Annotated in this window: 23 protein-coding genes, 1 tRNA gene and 2 pseudogenes; 4 read left to right on the top strand and 22 right to left on the bottom strand. The window is 71.5% G+C overall.

Going from position 1 to position 22,493, the window contains the following annotated elements:
• Nucleotides 1-85 precede the first annotated feature (85 nt).
• From ACRAWC_RS00215 to polA, 13 genes and pseudogenes are all read right to left on the bottom strand, one after another.
• A complete protein-coding gene (locus tag ACRAWC_RS00215; protein WP_431345945.1) occupies nt 86-613 on the bottom strand; it encodes a hypothetical protein in 528 nt (175 codons plus the stop codon).
• A complete protein-coding gene (locus tag ACRAWC_RS00210; protein WP_431345944.1) occupies nt 610-1,422 on the bottom strand; it encodes a DUF58 domain-containing protein in 813 nt (270 codons plus the stop codon). Before ACRAWC_RS00210 ends, ACRAWC_RS00215 begins: the two co-directional genes overlap by 4 nt.
• Entirely contained in the window at nt 1,362-1,937 is a 576-nt protein-coding gene (locus tag ACRAWC_RS00205; protein ID WP_431345943.1) for a hypothetical protein, read from the bottom strand. The genes ACRAWC_RS00210 and ACRAWC_RS00205 overlap by 61 nt, the downstream gene beginning before the upstream one ends.
• Nucleotides 1,937-3,019: an AAA family ATPase gene (locus ACRAWC_RS00200; RefSeq protein ID WP_431345942.1), complete on the bottom strand. Its 1,083-nt coding sequence runs from the start codon at nt 3,017-3,019 to the stop codon at nt 1,937-1,939. The genes ACRAWC_RS00205 and ACRAWC_RS00200 overlap by 1 nt, the downstream gene beginning before the upstream one ends.
• The gene (locus ACRAWC_RS00195) at nt 3,016-3,639 is read right to left on the bottom strand and encodes a hypothetical protein (protein ID WP_431345941.1); all 624 of its coding nucleotides are present in this window, start codon (nt 3,637-3,639) and stop codon (nt 3,016-3,018) included. The genes ACRAWC_RS00200 and ACRAWC_RS00195 overlap by 4 nt, the downstream gene beginning before the upstream one ends.
• On the bottom strand, nt 3,636-4,367 hold the full coding sequence (locus tag ACRAWC_RS00190) for a DUF4129 domain-containing protein (RefSeq protein WP_431345940.1): 732 nt from the start codon (nt 4,365-4,367) through the stop codon (nt 3,636-3,638). Before ACRAWC_RS00190 ends, ACRAWC_RS00195 begins: the two co-directional genes overlap by 4 nt.
• Nucleotides 4,368-4,486: 119 nt before the next feature.
• On the bottom strand, nt 4,487-6,553 hold the full coding sequence (gene uvrB / locus ACRAWC_RS00185; protein WP_431345939.1) for an excinuclease ABC subunit UvrB: 2,067 nt from the start codon (nt 6,551-6,553) through the stop codon (nt 4,487-4,489).
• Between the two features lie 68 nt (nt 6,554-6,621).
• On the bottom strand, nt 6,622-7,218 hold the full coding sequence (gene coaE, locus ACRAWC_RS00180; RefSeq protein WP_431345938.1) for a dephospho-CoA kinase: 597 nt from the start codon (nt 7,216-7,218) through the stop codon (nt 6,622-6,624).
• A gap of 147 nt (nt 7,219-7,365) precedes the next feature.
• Nucleotides 7,366-8,808, bottom strand: a complete 1,443-nt coding sequence (rpsA, locus tag ACRAWC_RS00175; RefSeq protein WP_431345937.1) for a 30S ribosomal protein S1 — start codon at nt 8,806-8,808, stop codon at nt 7,366-7,368.
• A 107-nt stretch (nt 8,809-8,915) separates the two neighbouring features.
• Nucleotides 8,916-9,899, bottom strand: a complete 984-nt coding sequence (locus tag ACRAWC_RS00170) for an epimerase (RefSeq protein WP_431345936.1) — start codon at nt 9,897-9,899, stop codon at nt 8,916-8,918.
• Nucleotides 9,900-10,544 (bottom strand): DUF4166 domain-containing protein, encoded by a 645-nt coding sequence (locus ACRAWC_RS00165; RefSeq protein ID WP_431345935.1) that lies wholly within the window; start codon nt 10,542-10,544, stop codon nt 9,900-9,902. It abuts the gene before it with no gap.
• A gap of 34 nt (nt 10,545-10,578) precedes the next feature.
• Entirely contained in the window at nt 10,579-12,252 is a 1,674-nt protein-coding gene (locus tag ACRAWC_RS00160) for a DUF885 domain-containing protein (RefSeq protein ID WP_431345934.1), read from the bottom strand.
• A 128-nt stretch (nt 12,253-12,380) separates the two neighbouring features.
• Nucleotides 12,381-15,055: pseudogene (gene polA / locus ACRAWC_RS00155) on the bottom strand (DNA polymerase I).
• Between the two features lie 78 nt (nt 15,056-15,133).
• Here polA and ACRAWC_RS00150 point away from each other — a divergent pair.
• Nucleotides 15,134-15,538: a hotdog fold thioesterase gene (locus tag ACRAWC_RS00150; RefSeq protein WP_431345933.1), complete on the top strand. Its 405-nt coding sequence runs from the start codon at nt 15,134-15,136 to the stop codon at nt 15,536-15,538.
• A gap of 84 nt (nt 15,539-15,622) precedes the next feature.
• Here the strand turns inward: ACRAWC_RS00150 and ACRAWC_RS00145 are convergent, their stop codons facing one another.
• Nucleotides 15,623-16,228 (bottom strand): ANTAR domain-containing response regulator, encoded by a 606-nt coding sequence (locus ACRAWC_RS00145; protein ID WP_345834903.1) that lies wholly within the window; start codon nt 16,226-16,228, stop codon nt 15,623-15,625.
• A 38-nt stretch (nt 16,229-16,266) separates the two neighbouring features.
• Here ACRAWC_RS00145 and ACRAWC_RS00140 point away from each other — a divergent pair.
• Nucleotides 16,267-16,349 (top strand) — tRNA-Leu (locus ACRAWC_RS00140).
• A gap of 32 nt (nt 16,350-16,381) precedes the next feature.
• On the opposite strand, the gene ACRAWC_RS00135 is transcribed toward ACRAWC_RS00140, so the two are convergent.
• The 7 genes and pseudogenes from ACRAWC_RS00135 to ACRAWC_RS00105 form a co-directional block, all read right to left on the bottom strand.
• Entirely contained in the window at nt 16,382-16,615 is a 234-nt protein-coding gene (locus ACRAWC_RS00135; RefSeq protein ID WP_431345932.1) for a ferredoxin, read from the bottom strand.
• A complete protein-coding gene (locus tag ACRAWC_RS00130) occupies nt 16,612-17,811 on the bottom strand; it encodes an NADH-ubiquinone oxidoreductase-F iron-sulfur binding region domain-containing protein (protein ID WP_431345931.1) in 1,200 nt (399 codons plus the stop codon). The genes ACRAWC_RS00135 and ACRAWC_RS00130 overlap by 4 nt, the downstream gene beginning before the upstream one ends.
• Nucleotides 17,808-18,386 carry a ferric reductase-like transmembrane domain-containing protein gene (locus ACRAWC_RS00125; RefSeq protein WP_431345930.1) on the bottom strand — a complete coding sequence of 193 codons (579 nt, stop codon included), beginning with the start codon at nt 18,384-18,386 and terminating at the stop codon, nt 17,808-17,810. Before ACRAWC_RS00125 ends, ACRAWC_RS00130 begins: the two co-directional genes overlap by 4 nt.
• 9 nt (nt 18,387-18,395) lie before the next feature.
• Nucleotides 18,396-18,974 (bottom strand): FAD:protein FMN transferase, encoded by a 579-nt coding sequence (locus ACRAWC_RS00120; RefSeq protein ID WP_431345929.1) that lies wholly within the window; start codon nt 18,972-18,974, stop codon nt 18,396-18,398.
• Nucleotides 18,923-19,297, bottom strand: a pseudogene (locus ACRAWC_RS00115) (FAD:protein FMN transferase); the annotation flags it as partial. The pseudogene ACRAWC_RS00115 and the gene ACRAWC_RS00120, both read right to left, overlap by 52 nt.
• Before the next feature lie 46 nt (nt 19,298-19,343).
• Nucleotides 19,344-19,661, bottom strand: coding sequence for a hypothetical protein (locus ACRAWC_RS00110; RefSeq protein ID WP_431345928.1), 318 nt, complete (start codon nt 19,659-19,661; stop codon nt 19,344-19,346).
• 145 nt (nt 19,662-19,806) lie between these two features.
• The gene (locus ACRAWC_RS00105) at nt 19,807-20,307 is read right to left on the bottom strand and encodes an FBP domain-containing protein (protein WP_431345927.1); all 501 of its coding nucleotides are present in this window, start codon (nt 20,305-20,307) and stop codon (nt 19,807-19,809) included.
• 96 nt (nt 20,308-20,403) lie between these two features.
• On the opposite strand from ACRAWC_RS00105, the gene ACRAWC_RS00100 reads away from it, so the two are divergent.
• Complete coding sequence (locus ACRAWC_RS00100) at nt 20,404-20,724, top strand: thioredoxin family protein (RefSeq protein WP_431345926.1); 321 nt, start codon at nt 20,404-20,406, stop codon at nt 20,722-20,724.
• Between the two features lie 25 nt (nt 20,725-20,749).
• Here the strand turns inward: ACRAWC_RS00100 and ACRAWC_RS00095 are convergent, their stop codons facing one another.
• Nucleotides 20,750-21,574 carry a hydrolase gene (locus ACRAWC_RS00095; RefSeq protein ID WP_431345925.1) on the bottom strand — a complete coding sequence of 275 codons (825 nt, stop codon included), beginning with the start codon at nt 21,572-21,574 and terminating at the stop codon, nt 20,750-20,752.
• Between the two features lie 75 nt (nt 21,575-21,649).
• Here ACRAWC_RS00095 and ACRAWC_RS00090 point away from each other — a divergent pair, with 75 nt between their 5' ends.
• On the top strand, nt 21,650-22,450 hold the full coding sequence (locus ACRAWC_RS00090; RefSeq protein ID WP_431345924.1) for an alpha/beta hydrolase: 801 nt from the start codon (nt 21,650-21,652) through the stop codon (nt 22,448-22,450).
• Nucleotides 22,451-22,493 lie beyond the last annotated feature (43 nt).

Below are 22,493 nucleotides of genomic sequence, written 5' to 3'. Positions count from 1 at the left end.
GTTCGATTCTAACAACCCGGACAGAGGGTGTGCGACCACGCGCGAGCGTACGCCGCACCACCGACATTCGCATTCGGCGCCGGTCTCACGCCCTCGGCCGGGCGAGCAGCAGCGCAGCGAGGAGGGCGACGAGGCCGACGATAGCGCCTCCCGAGACCACCGCGAGCCACGGCGCAGCGGACGGCCGGGCGACGAGCAGCAGCACGATCGCGGACGCCTGCACCGGGACCTGGATGAGAACGACGCGTCGCAGCGACGGCAGCAGCACGGCCGGCTGCAGCAGCGCCCCCGCGGGAACGACGAGAATCCACGCCGCGAGCACATGCAGCACGTGAACCGCGGCGATCACGGCGAGCAGCCGGAGCGTGAGCCTCCCCGGCTCGAGGAGCGTGGAGAACGCGAGCACGGCGATGAGCACCCAGGCGACCCGCCAGCGCGGAACGGCGACAGCCACCCCGGTGAGGAGCACCGCCACGGCGGGCCACGGGCCGCTGGGGGCGGTGGTGACGGCGAGCGGGACGGCCACGACGGCGAACGCGACCCGGAGGGACCAGGCGGGCACCGTGAGGCCGAGGTCACGGCTGGGGGCGGGCGGGATCTCCATGCCGCTCATCCGCGCCTCCTCGGCGTCGCCAGCCGCCGGAGCACCGCGTCGCGCTCCGGCGACGCCCACTGCAGCAGCTCCGCCCCTGCCGCCCGCAGGCGGTCCAGGCGCAGTCCGCGCTCGAGGTCCACGACCCGCAGCGCCAGCCGTTCCCGGGCCGGGAGCTCATCGACGGTCCGCGGCGGCAGCACGTCGACCACCACCACCCGGTGCCCCGCAGCCCGCCAGGTGAGCGCCAGCCGCATGGCCTGGTCGTCCAGGAACGTGGACATCACGAACACGACCGCTCCCTGGGCGAGCCTCGGCGCCCGCGCGCGCTCGGTCGCCGACCCGTGAGCGGTGGTCAGTTCGACCGCACGCAGGACCCGGTGCAGGTGCCGCGATCCGGCCCGCGGCGGCAGTGCACGGCTCGCGTCGGAGAGGTCGTCGAAGCCGACCCGGTCGGACGCCGCGGCGTACGCGCCGGCCAGCGAGACCGCGGCCTCCCGCGCAAGGTCGAGGGAGGTCGCTCCCGGGCGCGGGTAGGGCGCCGCCCACCCTGCGACCGCGCCAGGGACGTCGTCGCGCGCGTCCAGCACGAGCTGCACGGCGGCGTCGGAGGTCGCCGTGGTCCGCCGCACGTAGAGCTCACCGGGACGCTGCGCCAGGCGGGCGGTCGCCTTCCAGTCGATGCGGCGGAGCCGGTCGCCCGGGCGGAAGCGGTCGATGTCCCGGAACTCGCCGCCGTCGCCCGGCCGCGTGGACACGTGGCCGCCGGTCAGGCCGAGCAGGCGCGCGGGCAGCGGGAGGCTGCGGATCCGCTGCGAGGCCGGCCGCACCACGCGCTCGGCGACGGCGGGAAAGCCGGGATCGCCGGTCCACGCGGCGTCCGGGCCGATCCCACGGGCGGCGAGCGACAGAATCCGTTGCGGCCCGGAGTGCGAGACGGCGACACGGAAGCGCAGCCGCGCGGCCCCCGGGGCGTCACCACGGCGTCCTCGGGACGGCGGTCCGCCCGGTGGATGCGCAGGTGCACGCCGTCCGCGCGGCCGTCCGCCTCCGCCACCGCGTCCACGCCCACCCGGCCGTCCGCGTCGTCGCCGGCGATCGTCACACGGGTGCGCGCGGCCGCGGTCTCCGGCCGCGACGACCAGCCGACCACCGCCGCCAGCAGCAGTGGAGCAGCGACCAACACCAGCTCCGGCCGGGACAGCACGAACGCGGCGACCAGGCACACCGCGGCGACGATCGCGGCCGCGGTCACCGCCGGGCTCAGCGCCCACCCGGACCCGCCGGCCGGCGCCTCGCTCCGCTCGCGCGGGCCGGGCATGCGCGCCCGCGACCACAGCGACATCAGTCAGCGGCCTGCCGCTCGCGCGCGCCCACCGCCGGCGGTCCCGGTACCGAGGACACGACCTCCAGCACCACCTGCGACGCGCTCACGCCGCTGGTCCACGCCTGCACGGTCAGTGTCAGCCGGTGCGCGAGCACCGGTACGGCCACCCGCTTGACGTCGTCGGGGATGACGAAGTCGCGGCCGGCGAGCACCGCCAGCGCCCGGGCCACCAGCAGGAGACCCTGCGATCCGCGCGGCGATGCGCCGACCTCGACGGAGCGGTGCCGGCGGGTGGCGGCGGCGAGGCGCACGCAGTACGCGGCGATGTCGGGATCGACGTCGACGCGCTCGACGCCCGCCTGCATCGCCAGGAGGGTCCGGGCGTCCGTCACGGGCTCGACTGTGGCGACCTCGTGCCGTCGGGCGACGCGGGCGAGGAGCACCTGCGCCTCGCCGTCCGCGTCCGGGTAGCCGACGCCGAGGCGCACCATGAACCGGTCGAGCTGCGCCTCCGGGAGGGCGTAGGTGCCTTCCGACTCGATCGGGTTCGCGGTCGCGACGACGTGGAAGGGCCGCGGCAGCGCGAAGCTGCGCCCCTCCACGGACACCTGCCCCTCGGCCATCGCCTCCAGGAGCGCGGACTGCGTCTTCGGCGAGGTGCGGTTGATCTCGTCAGCGAGGAACAGCCCGGTGAACACGGGCCCCGGCCGGAACTCGAACTCGGCGGTCGACGGCACGTAGACGAACGAGCCGGTGATGTCGGATGGGAGGAGGTCGGGTGTGCACTGCAACCGCCGGAAGTCGAGGCCGACGGCGCTCGCGATGCTGCGCGCGGCGAGGGTCTTGCCGAGGCCGGGCACGTCCTCGAACAGCACGTGGCCGCCGGCGAGCACGGTGGCGAGCGCGATGTGCAGGGGCTCGCGCATCCCGACCACGACGGACTCCACTCGGTCGAGGACCTCGGCGCCGAGCCGGGCGACCTCGGCGACGGGAAGCGGGGCGAGCCCGTCGGAGTCGGCGGAAGAGGTCGCGGTGGCGGACGTGGCGGTGGCCGACGCAGCTGCGGTCGACGTGGCGGTGGTCGACGTTTCCGGGATCATGCGGCTCCTGTCGTGTCTGCAGGGAGAGGTTCGGTGGGCAGTTCGCCAGACTGCTGAACGGTGCCGTCCGGGAGCGGGGCAGTGGGCGAGCGCCCCGCCGGCACCGCCCCGCCGGCGGCGGCGGCGCGGTCGTCCCGCGCAGCGCCGGGCGCGGCCAGTGCCTCCAGCCCGGCCAGGGACGCCGCGAACTCCTTCGGGCGCGGGGCGGCCGCGCTGCCCTTCCGCAGCATGGCGGCGGACTCCTGCCCCAGCAGCCGGACGACCTCCGGCTGGGCGCCCGCGTCGTCGAGCTGCACGCCGTAGCGGTCGAGCACCTCGGCGGCGAGCGTGCGGAGGCGCCGGACCGCCTCCGGCGACACCCGTCCACCGCGCGCGCCGAGCGACCAGCCGAGCTGCACGACGTCCCGGCGCGCGCCCGGCCGCGGCTGCGGCGAAGGGACGGGCCAGGTCACTTCGGCCTGGTCGCCGAGGAGCGACAGCACGGCGCCGAGAGCGAACACCACGAACCCGAGCCCGATGGAGTGCGGGGCGTCCATCCCGAAGAACCAGGCCGCCACCCCGACGACCGCGGCCGCGAGCACACACCCGACGGCGCGCCCGAGCAATCGAGCGCGGGTCATCGGAGCGTCCCGCCGGCCACGGCGGTCCCCCACGAGGCGCGCAACGCTTCGATCGCGGTGCGGGCGGACTCGACGTCGGTCGCGGTCACGGGAGCGTCGCTGAACCGGGCGCGCAGATACAGGTCGAGGAGGTCGCCGGCGGCGTCGCGGTCGGGGGCCACGCGGGCGAGCACGCGCCGGACGAACTCCCCCGGCGTTTCGGCGGGGAGCCGGTGGACACCGCTGTCCGCGGCGCCTTCCTCCAACCCGAGCCACGCCCGCTCGATGGCGTCCCGCGGCTCCCGGCCCTCGCCGAGCAGGTCGAGGGCCCGGTCGAGGCCGCGACGGACGGGTTCCGGCCGCGGCTGCGCGGGCGGCTCGGGCGCGACGGTCCCCTCGGCGGAGCCGTCGACATCGCCGCTGAGGCCGGGGAACTCGGGACGCAGCCTCCGCCGAAGGTAGCGCCAGAGCAGGGCGAGCAGGACCACGACGATCAGCGCGATGACCGCGTAGGTCACCCAGGTCAGGTCGATGCGGGTCTCGTGCGGGATCTCCTGCGGGGTCGGCGTGCCGGTGCCCCGCTGCTCACCCGGGTGCGGCTGGAGGTCGGCGGAGGGCAGGGCGAACCGGAGGCCGGTGAAGACGGGAGCGCCCTGGAACGCGAGCGCCACGCCGGAGAGGGCGAGCAAGACCCCGGCGGCGGTGACCATCCCCCACCGCTGCCGCGTCCGCGTCGCCTTCGAGCCCACCCTGCCACCGTAGCGCGGAGGCGTGGGGAGCGCGCGGCCGGACCACCGCCACTCGCACTCACAACACGGCACCGTAGCGCGGAGGCACCGGGAGCGCGCGGGCAGCGCGCGGCCGGACGTCAGCCCAGATGCCCTGCCTTCTCCATCTGCCGCAGGTCCCGCTTCAGATCCGACAGCTCGTCGCGCAGCCGCGCCGCCAGCTCGAACTTCAGTTCGCCCGCCGCCGCGAGCATCTGCTCGTTCAGGTCGGCGATCAGCGACTCCAGTTCCGCCGCGCCCTGAGCGGCGATCCCGCCGTTGCGCAGATTCGGCGTCGGGCTCTTGCGGCGCTGCTCGCGACCGGCGAGGATCCGGGCCGTGTCGGCCTCCTCGCGGGCCAGTACATCGGTGATGTCCGCGATGCGCTTGCGCAGCGGTTGAGGGTCGATGCCGTTGGCGCGGTTGTACTCGATCTGGAGTTCGCGGCGGCGGTCGGTCTCCTCGATCGCGTTCTTCATCGAGTCCGTCAGCACGTCGGCGTACATGTGCACTTCGCCCGAGACGTTTCGGGCGGCGCGGCCGATGGTCTGGATGAGCGACGTCGACGAGCGGAGGAATCCCTCCTTGTCGGCGTCGAGGATGGCCACCAGCGACACCTCCGGCAGGTCGAGCCCCTCGCGCAGGAGGTTGATGCCGACCAGCACGTCGTAGACGCCGGCGCGCAGCTCGGTGAGCAGCTCCACGCGGCGGAGGGTGTCCACATCCGAGTGCAGATAGCGGACCTTCACGCCGGCCTCCGCGAGGAAGTCGGTGAGCTCTTCCGCCATCTTCTTGGTCAGCGTGGTGACCAGGATGCGCTCGTCGCGCTCGACGCGGACGCGGATCTCTTCGAGCAGGTCGTCGATCTGGCCCTTGGTCGGCTTGACGACGATCTGCGGGTCGACCAGGCCGGTCGGGCGGATGATCTGCTCGACCACGCCGTCGGCGATGCCCATCTCGTACTTGCCGGGAGTCGCGGACAAGTACACGGTCTGGCCCACCCGGTCCTTGAACTCGTTCCAGCGCAGCGGCCGGTTGTCGAGCGCGCTGGGCAGCCGGAAGCCGTGCTCGACCAGTGTGCGCTTGCGCGACGCGTCGCCCTCGTACATCGCGCCGATCTGCGGCACGGTCACGTGCGACTCGTCGATCACGACGAGGAAGTCGTCCGGGAAGTAGTCGAGCAGGCAGTTGGGCGCCTCGCCCGGCTGCCGGCCGTCGATGTGCCGCGAGTAGTTCTCGATGCCGGAGCAGAAGCCGATCTGCTCCATCATCTCCAGGTCGAACTGGGTGCGCATCCGTAGGCGCTGCGCCTCCAACAGCTTGCCCTCGCGCTCCAGCTCCTGCAGCCGCTCGCGCAGCTCCTCCTGGATGGTGCCGATGGCGCGCTGGATGGTGACGGGGCTGGCGGCGTAGTGGGTCGCCGGGAACACCGACACGGCGTCCATCTTCTGCAGCACGTCCCCGGTCAGCGGATGCAACGAATAGAGGGCCTCGATCTCGTCGCCGAACAACTCGACCCGGATCGCGTGCTCCTCGTACATCGGGATGATCTCGATGGTGTCGCCCCGCACGCGGAACTTGCCGCGCGAGAAGTCGACGTCGTTGCGCTCGTACTGCATCGCGACGAACCGGCGGATGAGCGCGTCGCGGCCGACGTTCTGGCCCACCTGGAGGGCGACCATCGCCTCCAGGTACTCCTCGGCGGCGCCGAGGCCGTAGATGCACGAGACCGTGGAGACCACGACGACATCGCGACGGCTCAGCAGCGAGTTGGTGGTCGAGTGCCGCAATCGCTCGACCTCCGCGTTGACGGAGGAGTCCTTCTCGATGAAGGTGTCCGTCTGCGGGACGTAGGCCTCGGGCTGGTAGTAGTCGTAGTACGAGACGAAGTACTCGACCGCGTTGTTGGGCAGCAGCTCGCGGAACTCGTTGGCGAGCTGCGCGGCGAGGGTCTTGTTGTGGGCGAGGACGAGCGTCGGGCGCTGCACCTGCTCGACCAGCCAGGCGGTGGTCGCGGACTTGCCGGTACCGGTCGCACCGAGGAGGACGACGTCGGTCTCACCGGCGTTGATGCGGGCGGCGAGCTCGGCGATGGCCTTGGGCTGGTCGCCGCTGGGCGCGAATTCACTGACGACCTCGAACGGACGGACGAGACGCGTGGCTTGCATGAGTCCAGTCTAGGAAGGACCACCGACATCGCGGCCCGCTCTCGCTGAGAGCGGAACGCCGCCCCCGATCAGGAGCGCAGACTCTCCCACAGCTCGTCCACCTGCTCGCGCGTGCGGTCGAGCGTCCCGTCGGTGTCGATCACCACATCCGCCACCGCCAGGCGCTCCTCGTCGGAGGCCTGCGACCCGATCCGGCGCTCGGCCTCCGCCTGGTCCATCCCGCGCAGCCGCACCAGCCGGTCGATCCGCGTCGCCGCGTCGGCATGGGCGACGACCACCAGGTCGAACGGGTACTCGTTGGCCGACTCGACCAGCAACGGCACGTCGTACACGACGATCGCCGCGGGATCGGCGGCGCCCGCGGCCTCGAACCGTGCAGTCGACGCGGCGAGCACGGCCGGGTGAGTGATCCCGTTGAGCTTCCGGAGGGCGCCCGCGTCGCCGAACACGATCGCGCCGAGCGCCGGCCGGTCGAGGCTGCCGTCCGCGGCGATGACGCCGGGGCCGAACGTCGCGGCGATCTCGGCCAGCGCGGGGGTGCCCGGCTCGACGACCTCCCGGGCGATCCGGTCGGCGTCCACGACGACGGCGCCGAGCTCGGCGAGACGGGAGGCGATGGTCGATTTTCCGGAGGCGATCCCGCCGGTCAGTCCGATGAGCTGCACGATGTCCAGCCTATTGCGAACGCCGAGGAGCCCGTCAACGCCCCTCAACGACCGTTTGAGGGGCGGTGCCCTTCGGCGGAAAGGCGGTGCGTAACGCCGGAACGGCCGGCCCCCGAAGGGACCGGCCGTTCACGGATGAGACGGGTCTCAGTTGTTGGAGCTGAGCTTCTCGCGCAGAGCGGCGAGGGACTCGTCGTCGGCGAGGGTGCCGCCGTTGCCGGTCTCGCTCGAGTAGGACGAGGTACCGCTGTCGGCGGCCGCCTCCTCGATGCCCTTCGCGACCTGGCGCTTGTGCGCCTCCCAACGAGCCTGGGCAGCGGCGTACTGCTGCTCCCACTCGTCGCGCTGGGTCTCGAAGCCTTCCTTCCACTCGTTGGTCTCCGGGTCGAAGCCCTCGGGGTACTTGTAGTTCCCCTGGTCGTCGTACTCGGTGACCATGCCGTAGAGGGCCGGGTCGAACTCGGTGCCTTCGGGGTCGACGCCCTCGTTCGCCTGCTTGAGCGACAGCGAGATGCGGCGGCGCTCCAGGTCGATGTCGATGACCTTGACGAAGACCTCTTCGCCGACCGACACGACCTGCTCCGCGAGCTCGACGTGCTTGCCGGAGAGCTCGGAGATGTGCACCAGGCCCTCGATGCCGTCCGCGACGCGGACGAACGCACCGAACGGGACGAGCTTCGTGACCTTGCCCGGCGCGACCTGACCGATCGCGTGGGTGCGGGCGAAGACCTGCCACGGGTCCTCCTGGGTCGCCTTCAGCGACAGCGAGACGCGCTCGCGGTCCAGGTCGACCTCGAGGATCTCGACGGTGACCTCCTGGCCGACCTCGACGACCTCCGAGGCGTGCTCGATGTGCTTCCACGAGAGCTCGGAGACGTGCACGAGGCCGTCCACGCCGCCCAGGTCGACGAACGCGCCGAAGTTGACGATCGAGGACACGACGCCCTTGCGGACCTGGCCCTTGTGCAGGTTGTTGAGGAACGTGGTGCGGGACTCCGACTGGGTCTGCTCCAGCAGCGCGCGGCGCGACAGGACCACGTTGTTGCGGTTCTTGTCGAGCTCGAGGATCTTCGCCTCGATCTCCTGGCCCAGGTACGGGGTCAGGTCGCGGACGCGGCGCAGCTCGATGAGCGACGCCGGCAGGAAGCCGCGGAGGCCGATGTCGACGATCAGGCCGCCCTTGACGACCTCGATCACCGTACCGGTGACGACGCCGTCGGCTTCCTTGATCTTCTCCACGTCGCCCCACGCACGCTCGTACTGCGCACGCTTCTTGGACAGGATGAGGCGGCCTTCCTTGTCCTCCTTCTGGAGAACGAGCGCCTCGACGGTGTCGCCGACCTCGACGACCTCGCTGGGGTCGACGTCGTGCTTGATGGAAAGCTCGCGGGAGGGGATGACACCCTCGGTCTTGTAGCCGACGTCGAGGAGGACCTCGTCGCGGTCGATCTTGACGACGGTTCCCTCGATGAGGTCTCCGTCGTTGAAGAACTTCAGCGTCTTTTCGACCGCGGCAAGAAAGTCTTCAGCAGAACCGATGTCGTTGACTGCGACCTGCTTCGGTGCCTTGTCGGTCGTTGCGGTTGTCATGTAGTAGATGCTCCGTTATGGACATAAATCAGGCCGAGCGCGAACCTCTGTGGGTGTCTTCCGCGAACGGCAGGCGGATGTGGATGTCACACAAGTGACGGTCTAGTCTACCGACTGGTCTGCGGAAGGGGCAACTCGCGTCCGACGACGATGTCGCGGAGGGCGGGCTCCAGGTCCGGGAAGGCGAACGTGTACCCCGCCGCGAGCAGGCGCTCGGGCACCACCCAGCGGCTCTTCAGCACCAGCTCGGTCTCGGTGCGGATGACCGCCGTGCCGAGCTCCAGCATCCACCGAAACGCCGGGAGCCCGGCCGGAACCCGCAGCACGCGGCGCAGGGTCGCCATGAAGGTGCGGTTGTCCGAGGGGTGCGGCGCGGCGACGTTGACCGGGCCGTCGAGCTCCGGATGCTGCCGTAAGAACTCGATCGAGCCGAGCACGTCGGCCATGTGCACCCAACTGAACCGCTGCCGGCCGCCGCGGGCGCGGAACTCGTGGAAGGTGCCCGCGTTGCGCCGCGCCGTCGTGGCGAACCAGCGGCCGTCGAGCTGCGGGCCGCCGAGGCCGAACTGCGCCAGGCGGATGAGCGGGATGAGCGCCGAGCCATCGCCGAGCACGATCGCCATCCGCAGCGCGATCCGGCGGGTTCCGGGCAGCTCGCCCGCGAAGAACTCGGCCTCCCAGGCGCGCGCCACGTTCACCGAGAAGCCGGTGCCGAGCTCGCCCGTCGACTCGGTCATCGGCCGGTCTTCGGCGTGCCGGTAGATGGTCGCGGTGGAGGCGTTGAACCAGACGGGAGGCGGCGCGTCGGAGGCCGCCACGGCCTCCCGCAGCGCCCGCGTGGTGTCGAGCCGGGAGCGGAAGATTTCGGCTCGGTTCGCGTCGCCGTAGCGGCAGTTCACGCTCTTGCCCGCGAGGTTGATCAGGACGTCGGCGCCGGTGACGACCCGGCGCAGCGCCTCGGCGTCGCCCCAGCGCGCGTCGGCGCCGTCGCGCCCGACCAGCAGGACCGTCGCGCCCGCGGCGCGGTAGTGCTCCGCCAGATAGCGTCCGATGAAGCCGGACGCGCCGGCGATGACGATGCGCTCGCTCACTCACTCCCCCGATGCGGCGTCGCCGCCGCTCTCGCGGCGCCCGACCTGGTATCGGAACGTCCCCGCGTACTGGTACACCCTACCGATCAGCGGGACGCGGACGACGACGGAGACGGACTGCGCGTCGCGCTCGTCGTCGTACCGCTCGGTGAGGGCCACGACGGGTGCGACGGCGCGCGGGACGACGATCCGCAGCCTCCCCACCCGCACCGCGACCCGGCGCGAAGTCAGCCGAATCGCACCGTCGATCACCCGGGCGGAGAACAAGGCTTCCACGAGGACGGGCGACCCGAGTCGGTCCACGATCATCCAGCCGTCCACGCCGATCTCGTCGCGCATGTCGAGCACGCGCCCCCGCAGCACGAACCGCCGCACGGCGCGCACCGCCGGGCCGCCGTCGGCCGACTTCACGGGCACGTTCTCGACCGTGAACGGCACCGCGCGCTCCCACACCGGGAACATCACGTGCGCCCGGCCGAACACCGCCAGCACCGGCCACAGCCAGCGCCGGGGCGTGCCGACGGTGTCGAACACGCCCCGGCCCGTGCCGGCCGAACCATCCGGGATGGCGTCGAAGTAGGCGCGCAGCCGCGGATGGAGCTCATCGAACGCCGGGCCGAGCACGGCCCGGTACGGGGAGGTCATCGCGGCTACGCGCTCTCTGCGGACGCCGGGGCGCTCAGTCGAGCAGCGCCGACTTCAGCGTGTCCAGACCGACGCCGCCGATGTCGAGCGCCTTCTTGTGGAACGCCTTGATGTCGAACGCGGCGCCCTCGCGGCGGGCGTACTCGTCGCGGAGCTGCTCCCAGATCCGCTGACCGATCTTGTACGACGGCGCCTGCCCCGGCCAGCCGAGGTACCGGTTCACCTCGAACCGGACGAAGCCCTCGTTCATGTTCACGTTGTCCGCCAGGAAGCCGAAGGCGTACTCGCCGCTCCACGGTCCGGAGCCGTCCGGGAGCTGCTTCTCCAGGTGGACGCCGATGTCGAGGACGACGCGGGCCGCGCGCATCCGCTGGCCGTCGAGCATCCCGAGCCGGTCGGCCGGGTCGTCCAGGTAGCCGAGCTGCTCCATCAGGCGCTCCGCGTAGAGCGCCCAGCCCTCAGCGTGGCCCGAGGTGCCCGCGATGCGGCGCCAGGAGTTGAGCTGCGCCTTGTTGTAGGTGGCCTGGGCGATCTGGAGGTGGTGGCCGGGGACGCCCTCGTGGTAGACGGTGGTCAACTCGCGCCAGGTGTCGAACTCCGTGACGCCCTCCGGGACGCTCCACCACATCCGGCCGGCGCGCGCGAAGTCGTCGCTCGGGCCCGTGTAGTAGATGCCGCCCTCCTGGGTGGGGGCGATCATGCACTCCAGTCGGCGGATCTCGGCCGGGATGTCGAAATGCGTCTTGCCGAGCTCCTCGATGGCGCGGTCGCTGGTCTCCTGCATCCAGCGCTGCAGCGCGTCGGTGCCGTGCAGCTTGCGGGAGGCGTCGCCGTCCAGGAACGCGATGGCCTCGTGGACCGTCGCGCCCGGCTTGATCTCGTTCGCGATCGACTCCTGCTCGGCGACCATGCGCGCGAGCTCCTCGATGCCCCACTCGTAGGTCTCGTCCAGGTCGACGGTCGCGCCGAGGAAGTCGCGGGAGGCGAGGGAGTACAGCTCGCGACCGACGGCGTCCTTCTCGGGCGCGTGGGCGGCGAGCTCGTCCTGCAAGAACGCGGCGAGCGTGGCGTAAGCGGCGGCCGACTCCTTCGCACCCTCGGCCAGGTCGGCCTTCAGGGACGCGGGCAGCTCGCCGTCGAGGGTCTTCGCCGAGCCGGTGAAGTCGAAGAAGAACCCGGTGCCGGCGACCTGCTTGTTCGCCTGCGCGAGCACCTCGCGCACCTGACGGATCGCCGGGACGTTGCCGTTGGCGATGCCGCTGCGCAGGGTCTCGATGTAGCCGTCCATCGCGGCGGGGAGGTTGTGCAGTCGCGTCGCGACGTTGGCCCAGTCCTCCTCGGTGTCGGTGGGGACGAGGTCGAAGATGTCGCGGAGCTCCTGGGCCGGGGAGGCGATCACGTTGAGGTCGCGCTGGTTGAAGCCGGCCTCGTGCTTCTCGATGGTGAGCTCGAGGTCGCGCGACAGGTCCATCTTGGTGACCCGGTCGATGTCGTCAACCGGTTCGGCGGCCCGGATCGTGGCCAGGGCCTCCCGCACCTTGCCGATGGCCTGCTCGGCGCCGGCCGGGGAGTAGTCGGAGTATTCGCCTTCACGGCCGGGTCGGCCGAGCCAGACGTGGTACTCGGGGTGGAGCTCCAGCTGGGTGTCGACCCACTCCTCAGCGATCGTGTCGATCGGAGTCGGTTCGCGCTTCTCTGCGTTCGTCATGCCCCGAGCCTATCGAGGCGGACGCACCCGAATCTTCCCCCTCACCGCAGCAATCGCTTCCTCACTTTCTCCCGGTTTCGCACGGCGTGTCGCGGGAGGAAGTGAGGAAGCGATGGCTGGCGACGGGGTCAGTGGGCGGCGGCCTCCCAGTTGGGGCCGCGGCCGATCTGCACGTCGAGGGGGACGCGGAGGTCGGCGGCGCCGGCCATGCGGGTGCGGACGACCGCCTCCAGCGCGCCCCACTCGCCGGGGGCGACCTCGAAGATGAGCTCATCGTGGACCTGGAGGAGCATCCGGGAGTTCAGGTCCTGGTCGATCAGGTCGCCGGCGATGCCGAGCATGGCGATCTTCATGATGTCGGCGGCCGAGCCCTGGATGGGCGCGTTGAGCGCCTGACGCTCGGCGTTCTCGCGCAGCACCCGGTTGGTGGAGGTCAGGTCGGCGAACGGGCGGCGGCGGCCGAAGATCGTCTCGGTGTAGCCGTCGACCCGTGCGATCTCCACGACGCTGCGCAGGTAGTCGCGCACAGCACCGAAGCGCTCGAAGTAGCCGGCCATCAGGTCCCGCGCCTCCTTCGTCTCGATGCGGAGCTGCTTGGACAGGCCGAACGGGCTGAGCCCGTAGGCGAGACCGTAGGACATCGCCTTGACCTTGGTGCGCATGAGCGGGGTGACGTCCTCCGGCGCCACGCCGAACACGCGCGCGCCGACGAAGCGGTGCAGGTCCTCCCCGCGTTGAAGGCCTCGATGAGTCCCGGGTCCTCGGAGAGGTGCGCCATGATGCGCATCTCGATCTGCGAATAGTCGGCGGTCAGCAGCGTCTCGTACTCCGGCGCGCAGCGGAAGGCCGAGCGGATCTCGCGGCCCTCCTCGGTGCGGATCGGGATGTTCTGGAGGTTCGGGTCGTTGGACGAGATTCGGCCCGTGCTGGTGCCGGTCTGGTCGTAGGTGGTGTGGATGCGGTCGTCCGAGCCGACCGAGCGCTCCAGCGTCTCCACGATCTGCTTCAGCTTGGTCGCGTCTCGATGCTGGAGCAGCAGGTCGAGGAACGGGTGCGGGTTGCTCTCCTGGAGGTCGGCCAGCGACTGCGCGTCGGTCGAGTAGCCGGTCTTCGTGGAGCGGGTCTTCGGCATCCCGAGCTCGTCGAACAGCACCTGCTGGAGCTGCTTGGGCGAGCCGAGGTTGAGTTCGTGGCCGACCTCCGCGTAGGCGCGGGCGGCGTAGTCGTTGGCTTTGTCGGTGAGCTGGCCGCGCAGGCGGCTCAGCACCTCGGTGTCGATGGAGACGCCGTGGAGCTCCATCTCCGCCAGCACCGCGACCAGAGGGAGCTCGATGTCGTCGAGCACGGCGCGGGTGCCCGCGTCGAGGGCGATCATCTGACCCTCGGCGACGCGGCGGATGTACCAGGCCTCGGTCGCGGGGCTCACCGCGTCGTTCAGCGGCACGAGCTGGTTCGGGTCGGAGACCGGCAGGGTCTCGCCCAGCACCTCGTACACCTGCTCGGCCAGCGACTGCGGCGCCGCGCCCGGCTTGACCAGCCAGGACGCGATCCGGGTGTCGAAGGCGAGCCCGTCGACCACGAAGCCGGCACGGCTCAGCGCCTTGAACTGCGGCTTGGCGTGGAAGAAGTACTTCGGAGCGCTGCTCGCCAGCCACTCCTCCAGCGCCGTGTAGTCGGGACGACCAGGAGCCCACGGGACGTAGACCGTGTCGTCGGCGGCGGCGAGGCCGAAGCCGCTGATGCCCGCTGGGCCGAGCTCGAGCTGGACCGCGACCGCGGCGCCGTCGGCAGACGCCTTCTCGAGCCAGTTCGCGAGCTCCTCGTCGATGAGCGTGCGGACGACCGGGGCGCTCACCGCGCCGGCGTCGCCCTCCGAGGGGGCCGTGCCGCCCGCGCCGGTGAGCGTGCCGTCCTCGGCCGCGGCCTTCAGCAGCCGGTCGAGGAGGGTCTTGAACTGGAGGCGCGCGAAGATGTCGCGCACGGCGTTCTCGTTGAGCGGCTTGCGCTCGAGGTCGGCCGGGCCGACCTCCAGCTCCACGTCGTCGAGCAGCTTGTTGAGCCGGCGGTTGCGCAGCGCGTTCTCCTGCTGGTCGCGGAGGTTCTGGCCCACGACTCCCTTGATCTCGTCGGCGTGGGCGACGATGTTCTCCACCGTGCCGTACTGCTGCACCCACTTGACCGCGGTCTTCTCGCCGACCTTGTCGATGCCGATCAGGTTGTCGCTCGTCTCGCCGACCAGCGCCGCGATCTCCGGGTACTGGTGCGGCTCGACGCCGTAGCGCTCGCGCACCGCGGCGGGGTCGTAGACCTTGAGCTCGGAGACGCCTCGGACGTTCGGGTAGAGCAGCGTGACGTCGTCGTTGACGAGCTGGATGGTGTCGCGGTCGCCGGAGACCAGGAGGACGCGGTAACCCTGCTCACGGCCCTGGCGGGCGAGCGTGGCGAGGATGTCGTCGGCCTCGAAGTCCTCCTTGGCGATGGTGGTGATGTTCATCGCGTGGAGGGCCTCCTCCAGCAGCGGGATCTGGCCGACGAACTCGGACGGGGTCTCGTTGCGGGTGCCCTTGTACTCCGGGTACTCGCGGGTCCGGAACGAGTAGCGCGAGATGTCGAAGGCGACGGCGAGGTGCGTCGGACGCTGCTGCTGGAGCAGGTTGATCAGCATCGCGATGAAGCCGTGGATGCCGTTGGTGTGCTGCCCCTCGCGGTTCACGAAGCTGTCGACGGGGAGGGCGTAGAAGGCCCGGAATGCCAGCGAATGGCCGTCGATGATCAGAAGGGTAGGCTTTTCGGAGTCTGACACCAGGCAAGCCTACAAGGGGCCGGTGACAGTCCTGGACGACGGCCGACGAGGCCCGGACCCACAGCGGAGAGGCAGAGGATGACCGAGGACGCGCTCGCGTACGTGAAGCAGCAGGGGCTCGGCGCCCTCGCCGACAAGATGGGCATCGAGATCGTTGAGTTCACGATCGAGCGAGCCGTCGCGCGGATGCCCGTGCTCGGCAACACGCAGCCCGCGGACCTGCTGCACGGCGGTGCCTACGTGGTCCTCGGCGAGTCCCTCGGGTCGATGTCGGCGAACCTGTACGCCGGCGAAGGCCGGCTCGCCGTCGGCATCGAGATCAACGCCTCGCACACGCGCGCCGCGACCGACGGCTACGTGACCGGCGTCTGCACGCCCATCCACCTCGGCCGCACCCTCACGACGCACGAGATCGCCGTCACCGACGACCAGGGCCGCCGCTGCAGCACCATCCGCATCACCAACCTGATCAAGGAGCTGTAGCGAGCAGCCATTGCTTCCTCACTTTCTCCCGCTCGCGAACGGCGTGTTGCGGGAGAAACTGAGGAACGGATTGCTGCGGGGCGGCTACTTCTTGGGGGCGAGCTGCTCGATGATGGCCTGGGCGACGTCGTGCATGGTGAGGCGGCGGTCCATGGAGGCCTTCTGGATCCAACGGAAGGCGTCCGGCTCGCTGAGGCCCATCTTCTCGTTGAGGAGGCCCTTGGCGCGGTCGACCAGCTTGCGGGTCTCGAAGCGCTGCACCATGTCGGAGACCTCGGCCTCCAGCGCGATGATCTGCTGGTAGCGGGCCAGGGCGATCTCGATCGCCGGCAGGAGGTCGTTCGGGGTGAACGGCTTGACCACATAGGCGAGGGCGCCGGCCTCGGTCGCGCGCTCCACGAGCTCCTTCTGGCTGAATGCGGTCAGCAGCACGACGGGCGCGATGTGGTTCTTGGAGAGGCGCTCGGCCGCCGAGATGCCGTCGAGCTGGGGCATCTTGACGTCCATGATGACCAGGTCGGGGCGCAGCTCGGTGGCCAGCGCGACCGCGGTCTCGCCGTCTCCGGCCTCGCCGACGACCTCGAAACCGTTGTCGCGGAGGGTCTCGACGATGTCGAGCCGGATGAGCGACTCGTCCTCCGCGACGACGACTCGGCGGGGTGCGGTGGGGGTGGTCTCCTGGTCAGTCACGGGTAAGAGCCTACGGTATTGTTCAGGTGTTGTTGTGCGCCGCTGTGGCGGAATGGCAGACGCGGAGCACTCAAAATGCTTTGTCCGGAAGGGCGTGTGGGTTCGAGTCCCACCAGCGGCACAACCCCACACCGCCGACTCGGCGCGGATTCGTCACCCCACCCGACGCAACCGCAGAGCCAGCACCGGGCACAGAGCCACCGCCTCCTCGGCGGCCTCGAGCTGGTCGCTGCGCACCGGGATGTCGGAACGGCCGGACGCCGGCTGGCCGACCGCGAACGGGTATCCCCACTCGTCCCGAGCGATGGTGCCCTCCAGCAGTTCGGCGCACAGGCCGCGGCCGTCGCAGCGCGTCCAGTCGACGTGGAGGGTGTGCCGGGCGGTCATCGCGTGCTCCGCAGGCAGCGGCCTTGGGCGTGGGCGTGGATGTCGCGTGCGAACACCCGCAACGCGCTGCGGACCAGGCGTGCGGCCCCGTCGGGATGGTGGCACGAGCCTCGTCCGTCGACCACCTCCGCGAGCCGGGCGAGCTCGGCGGCCGCCTGCGGGGCGAGCCAGCCCGCGGCCAGGTCGGCGAACCGGTCCGCCATCGCCGGGAGACCGAACAGGCACGGCCCGCACTGCCGGGCGGAGGCAGCGGCCAGCTCCTGGACGATCGCCGCGGTCGTCGCCACACCGCAGCGCCGGGGGCCGAGCACGTGCACGACGCCCGCGCCCGCGGACTCCCCGGGCGCCGCGCCGGTCTCGGTCGGCGCGATCCAACGCCCGTGGTACCCGCCGAGGAGCACACCCGCTGCGAGCCGGGCCTCCCCGCCGGCGAGGGCGACGATGTCCACGACGGTGGCGTCGGTCGGCACCTCGAACACGCCCTCGGTCGCCACGTCGCCGGTCACCGTCACGAGGCGCGTTCCCGGCTGCGCCGGGTCGCCGACGCTGCGGAACCAGTCGCCGCCGTAGCGGTCCACCAGCGCGAGCTGCGCAAGCGTCTCCACGTTGTGCAGCAGTGTCGGCCGGCCGTCGAGCCCGGACTCCGACAGCCGTCGCACCCGGTCGAGCGGCACGCCGCGGCCGGTCTGGAGGGCGTTCACCACGGCGCTCGCCTCGCCCGCGATGAAGCCGTCCGCCGCCTCGACCAGTTCGACGCGGCCGGCGTCGGAGCGTTCGGCGACGGCGGCCGCGACCGGGGCGATGGCGGCCTCGTGGAGGTACAGGACGGTGCGCGCGGCGCCCAGCGCCTCGGACGCGGTCAGGAGACCGTCGAGGACGAGGTGCGGCGCGTTGGCGAGGAGCACGGCGTCCTTCCAGCTCCAGGGTTCCCCTTCGGAGCCGTTGCCGATGACGACCGGCGCGCGCCGCCCGGCCGTCGCCGCCAGCTTGCGGAATGCGGAGAACGCGGCGCCGCCGCGGCCGGTGAGGCCCGAACGCTCCAGCTCGCGCTCGAGGTCGGGGCGGCGGAGCCCGCGGCGGGGGCCGAACGCGGAGAGGTGGGCCGGCGCGCCTGCCGAGTGCCCGGCCGCCAGCAGCCGGGGCGGCGTAGCGGCGGGGTCGGCGACCGGCAGGACGTTGTCGGCGGTCATGGTCATGACAGTCCCCTTCTGCTCGGTTCGGCGTCCGCGCGTCGCGCGGCGGACGTCTCGAGGAATCCGGCGGACACCCGCCAGAGCACGGCCACGAGCACGAACAGCACCGACGCTCCGGCGAGCAGCAGCATCCAGCCGGACGTCCCGTCGGTGCCGTCGCCGATCGTGTGCGCCAGCGCCACCGGCCACATCGCGTAGCTCAGCCAGTGCACGGTCTTGAAGACGCGCACGCCCAGCCGCCGGCGCAGCAGCGCCGTGATCGTCACCGCGATCAGGAGGTCGACGGCCACGGTGCCGAGCCCGAGCCAGAACGGCAGGTGCGCGCCGAGGAACGGCACCAGGATGTCGGTGAGGGTGAGCTTGGCGTAGGAGTCCAGCAGCAGCGTGCCGATGTGGAGGACGAGGAAGACGACCGCCAGCAGCGACACGTTGCGGTGCAGCAGGGTGACCGAGAAGCGCGGCATGCCGGGAAGGGGACGGCCGGAGCGGGTGACGATCCCGAGCCAGAGCGAGACGGTGAGCAGGATCAGCGCGACGACGCCGGAGGCGCGGCCGACCGCCCAGAGCACCTCATCCATCAGAGCACCTCATCCATCAGGGCACCTCATCCATCGGTTCGCCCCCGTGCCGGTCGACGGCAGGTCCTCGGGCCACCGCCCGGTCGTGACGATCGAGCCGTCCCTGGCCACCAGCCGGGCGTCGGCGCCGAGGCCGCGCAGCCAGCCGGGAGCCCTCAGGCCGCGCACGATCGACGCCGTGCTCAGCGCGTTGGCGCGGACACAGGTCGCCGCGGCGACGGTGACGGACCGCCAGACGTCGTCGGCCGGGAGGCCGAAGCGCGGGTCGAGGATGTGGTGTCTGGCCTGCCCGTCGCTGCGCCAGCGCCGCTTCTGCGTGCTCGACGTGGCCACGCCCGCGCCGTTCGGGATCGCGATCTGCTGCGCCGGGTCGGACGGGAGGTCCTGTACGAGCACCTCCCAGAGCCGCTCGGTGGCGCCTGCGGTGGCGATGTCGCCGCCGAGCGAGACCAGGGCGTCCGCGCCGGTCTCCCCGCGATGCGGCGTGCGATGCGATCCGCGGCGTGCGCCTTCGCGGTCGCGCCGAGGTCGAGCCGGAGGTCGCCGGGCAGCGTCAGGATGCCCTCGTCGAGGGTCACGCGCTGCCATCCGGGCGTCCGCGGCCGGGCGACCGTCAGGGTGACTCCGTCGACGGGCAGTGAAGCGAAGTCGCGGTCGTAGCCGAGCCGGCTCAGGTCGCCGCCGAGGGTGGGATCGACGTCGCCGTCGGTGTCGACGGCCGCGGCGAGCGCGACCGCGACGAACTCGGCCAGGAGAGGACTCAGCTCGACGCCGCCGGCGGGACGATCTGACGCGTTGAGCCGGGAGAGCTCGCTGCCCGGCTCGAACCGGCTGGCGGCCGCTGTGATCGCGGCGAGCTCGTCGTCCGCGATCCTCCGCGCCTGCGTCAGTCTCTCGGGGTCGGAGACCACGATGCGGGCATCGACGCCCCAGACCGCGAAGTCGTCGTGGACCAGGTCAGGAGCCGCTGGAGAGGCCACTGGAACCACCGCCCTGGCTCTGCTGGATGCCGCTGCCGGAGGAGCCTGTGGAGGAGCCGGTGGAGGAGCCGGACGAGCCGGAGTCGTCGCCGTTGCCCCCGGTGCCGGCCGAGTCGTCGCCGGACGAGCCGTTGCCCGTGTTGCCGGTGCCCGCCGTCGTGGTCCCCGCGGTGCGGGCTGCCGTCGTGCCGGCGAAGAGGTAGCCGGAGAGGATGCCGGTGACCGCGAGGCTCGAGATGCCGATCGCCGTGGTGATCCCGACGGCAGTGCGCCGTCCCGCCGAACGAATGTCCATGACAGGCCCTCCAGCCCGCTCCCTCTGCGGACCGGCTGGATGCGACCTCCGGGGAGCTGATCACCAGCCTGCGCCCGGATTCTTTCCGCATCCTTAATCCGGGTGAGAACCGGTTATCGGGTCGCTGTGAATCCCCTTTGCGCGGTCAGGGCCGAACGCCCACCACGGCCTGGGCGAACCGGCGCACCCGCTCGCCGAGCCCGGCGATCTGCTCCTCGACCACGCGCTCGGAGTCGAAGCCGACGAACTGCGCCGGCGGCGTGCGCCGCACGTTCTCGGTGCACTCGAACGACGCGCAGACCAGTGCGCCGACGGTGTCGCCCTTGCGCCCGGCGTCCCCGGCCCGGCGCGCCGACCAGAAGTAGACGTCGCGGGTGACGTGGACGTCCTGGCACCAGCCGCACATGGTGGGCGCGTGCGAGCGCATGGAGGCCTCCGAGGCCCGCAGGACGATGCCGACCGGTCCGCTCCCGGTCGGGATGACGACGTAGCCGCGCTGCGGGAGCCGGGGGTCCCGCCAGCCGAGGTACTCGCGGCGGGACCAGTCCACCTCGTGCATCCCGGGCGGAAGGGGCAGGTCGGCGGCGTCGGCGCGCGAGCAGTTCACGAACGAGTCGCGCAGCTCCTGCGGGGTCAGAGTGTCCATGTCCACCTCCTGCGTCCCATGCTTGCACAGGTGGCTCGGGGCCGACCCCGGCGCACCGCTTGACCTTGACCCAGGGGCACGGCTTAGCCTCCCGGCATGAGCACTCTCAGCAGCGTCACCGACGCCTCCTTCGCCTCCGACGTCCTCGCCGCGCCCGGTACGACCCTCGTGGAGTTCTGGGCGCCGTGGTGCGGCCCGTGCCGCGCGCTGACGCCGATCCTGGAGCGCATCGCGGACGAGCACGGCCTCCGCATCCTGCGCATCGACGCGGACGAGAACCCGCAGGCGTCCGCCGAGTACCGGGCGCTCTCGCTGCCGGTGACGAAGGTGTTCCAGGACGGCGTGGTCGTCAAGACGATCGTGGGCGCCAAGCCCAAGCCCGCGCTGGAGTTCGAGCTCGCGCCGTTCCTGAGCTGACGCCGGCCGGCCTGGGGCCGTCCGCTCAGGTCAGGTGGTCGAAGGCTCCGCTCACCCAGCCGATGTACCGCTCCGCCGACCGCCGCACGGCCTCCCGCGCGTCCACCGGGATGACGTTGCCCAGGTTGCCGTACATCCGGTCGAACGGCCTGTCGCAGACCAGGTCGGCGACGCGCCGCACCACGGCGGCCGAGAGCGGGATGTCGTTGGGGAAGCTCCGCTGGAACGTCACCCACTGCTGCGACGGCCCCGGGAAGACCGTGTCGCCGCTGAGCACGACTCCGCGGTCCCAGTGCACCACCGCGCTGCCCGGGAAGTGGCCGCCGACCGTGCGCAGCAGCACACCCGGCAGCACCTCCTCCTCACCGCTCCACTCCCGAATCGCCGGGTCCTCGCGCTGCACCCAGTGCCGGTCGGCCGCGTGGACGAGTACCGGCACGCCCCCCAGCATCCGCGACCAGGAGGTCTGCGCGCCGAACATGTGCGGGTGGCTGGTGGCGATCACCGCGGCCCCGCCGAGGTCCTGCACCGCGGTCGCCGCGGCCTCGTCGACGTAGCCGGTGGGATCCCAGAGCAGGTTGCCGTCCGGCGTGCACAGCAGCAGGGCACGCTGTCCGATGCCGACCTTCGGCTCGCTGCTCAGCCCGTAGAGGCCGGGCTCCAGCTCCGTCACGGTCACCCGCTCGCCCTCGCGCTGCAGACGTTGCAGGGTGGTCCAGCGCTGGCCGGTCGGCGGGACGTACTGACGCTCGTCCTCGCAGATCGGGCAGGAGACCGGGGGCTCCTCCCCCGCGTCCGTCACAATCGGGGTCGTCTCCACCGCGCACGTCGCGCACAACCAGTCGGCCATGCGGTCAGGTTACCCGGCGCCGCGGCCGCCGTCAGGGTCTGGCCGTACGGCCGCCCGCGCAATACCCTGTGCGGCATGGCGAATCAACCGGTGATCTTCATCCACGGCCTCTGGCTCCACGCGAGCAGCTGGCAGCCCTGGATCGAGCTCTTCACGGCGGAAGGCTACGCCCCCGTCGCTCCTCTGTGGCCCGGCGAGAAGGACACCGTGGCGGACACGCGTGCGCATCCCGACGACGTCGCGAACTTCGGCATCGACGAGGTCACGGAGCACTTCGCGAAGATCATCGAGGCGATGGACGTCCCGCCCGTGATCATCGGTCACTCCTTCGGCGGCCTCATCGCCGAGAAGCTGCTCGGCCAGGGCTACGGCAACGCCGGCGTCGGGATCGACCCGGCGCAGATCAAGGGTGTGCTGCCGCTGCCGTTCCGCCAGCTCAAGTCGTCGTTCCCGGTGCTCGACAACCCGGCGAACATCCACAAGGCGATCGCCCTGACCTTCGAGCAGTTCACGTTCGGCTTCGCGAACCAGCTCACCGACGAGGAGGCGAAGGAGCTGTACGACCGCTGGACCGTCCCCTCCACGGTGCGCCCCGTCTTCCAGGCGGCGGCGGCCAACTTCAGCCTCCACTCGCAGGCCGCCGTCGACACGAAGAACGAGGACCGCGGCCCGCTCCTGCTCATCGCGGGCGGCGAGGACAACACCGTCCCCGAGGTGACCACCGACGCGACGCTCAAGCTGTACCGCGACTCCAACGCCGTGACCGAGCTGATCACCTTCCGCGACCGCGGCCACTCACTCGTGATCGACCACGGCTGGCGCGACGTCGCGACCGAGATCCTGGTCTGGCTCGGGCAGCAGGGGCTGGAGGACTGAGCCCGGCCGGAATACCGCGCCGGCCGCACGACTTGCCCTCACT

The organism is Leifsonia sp. L25 (genome assembly GCF_050632895.1).
Note: the sequence above shows the minus strand (reverse complement) of the source record. Positions and strands in the feature narration are given on the sequence as shown.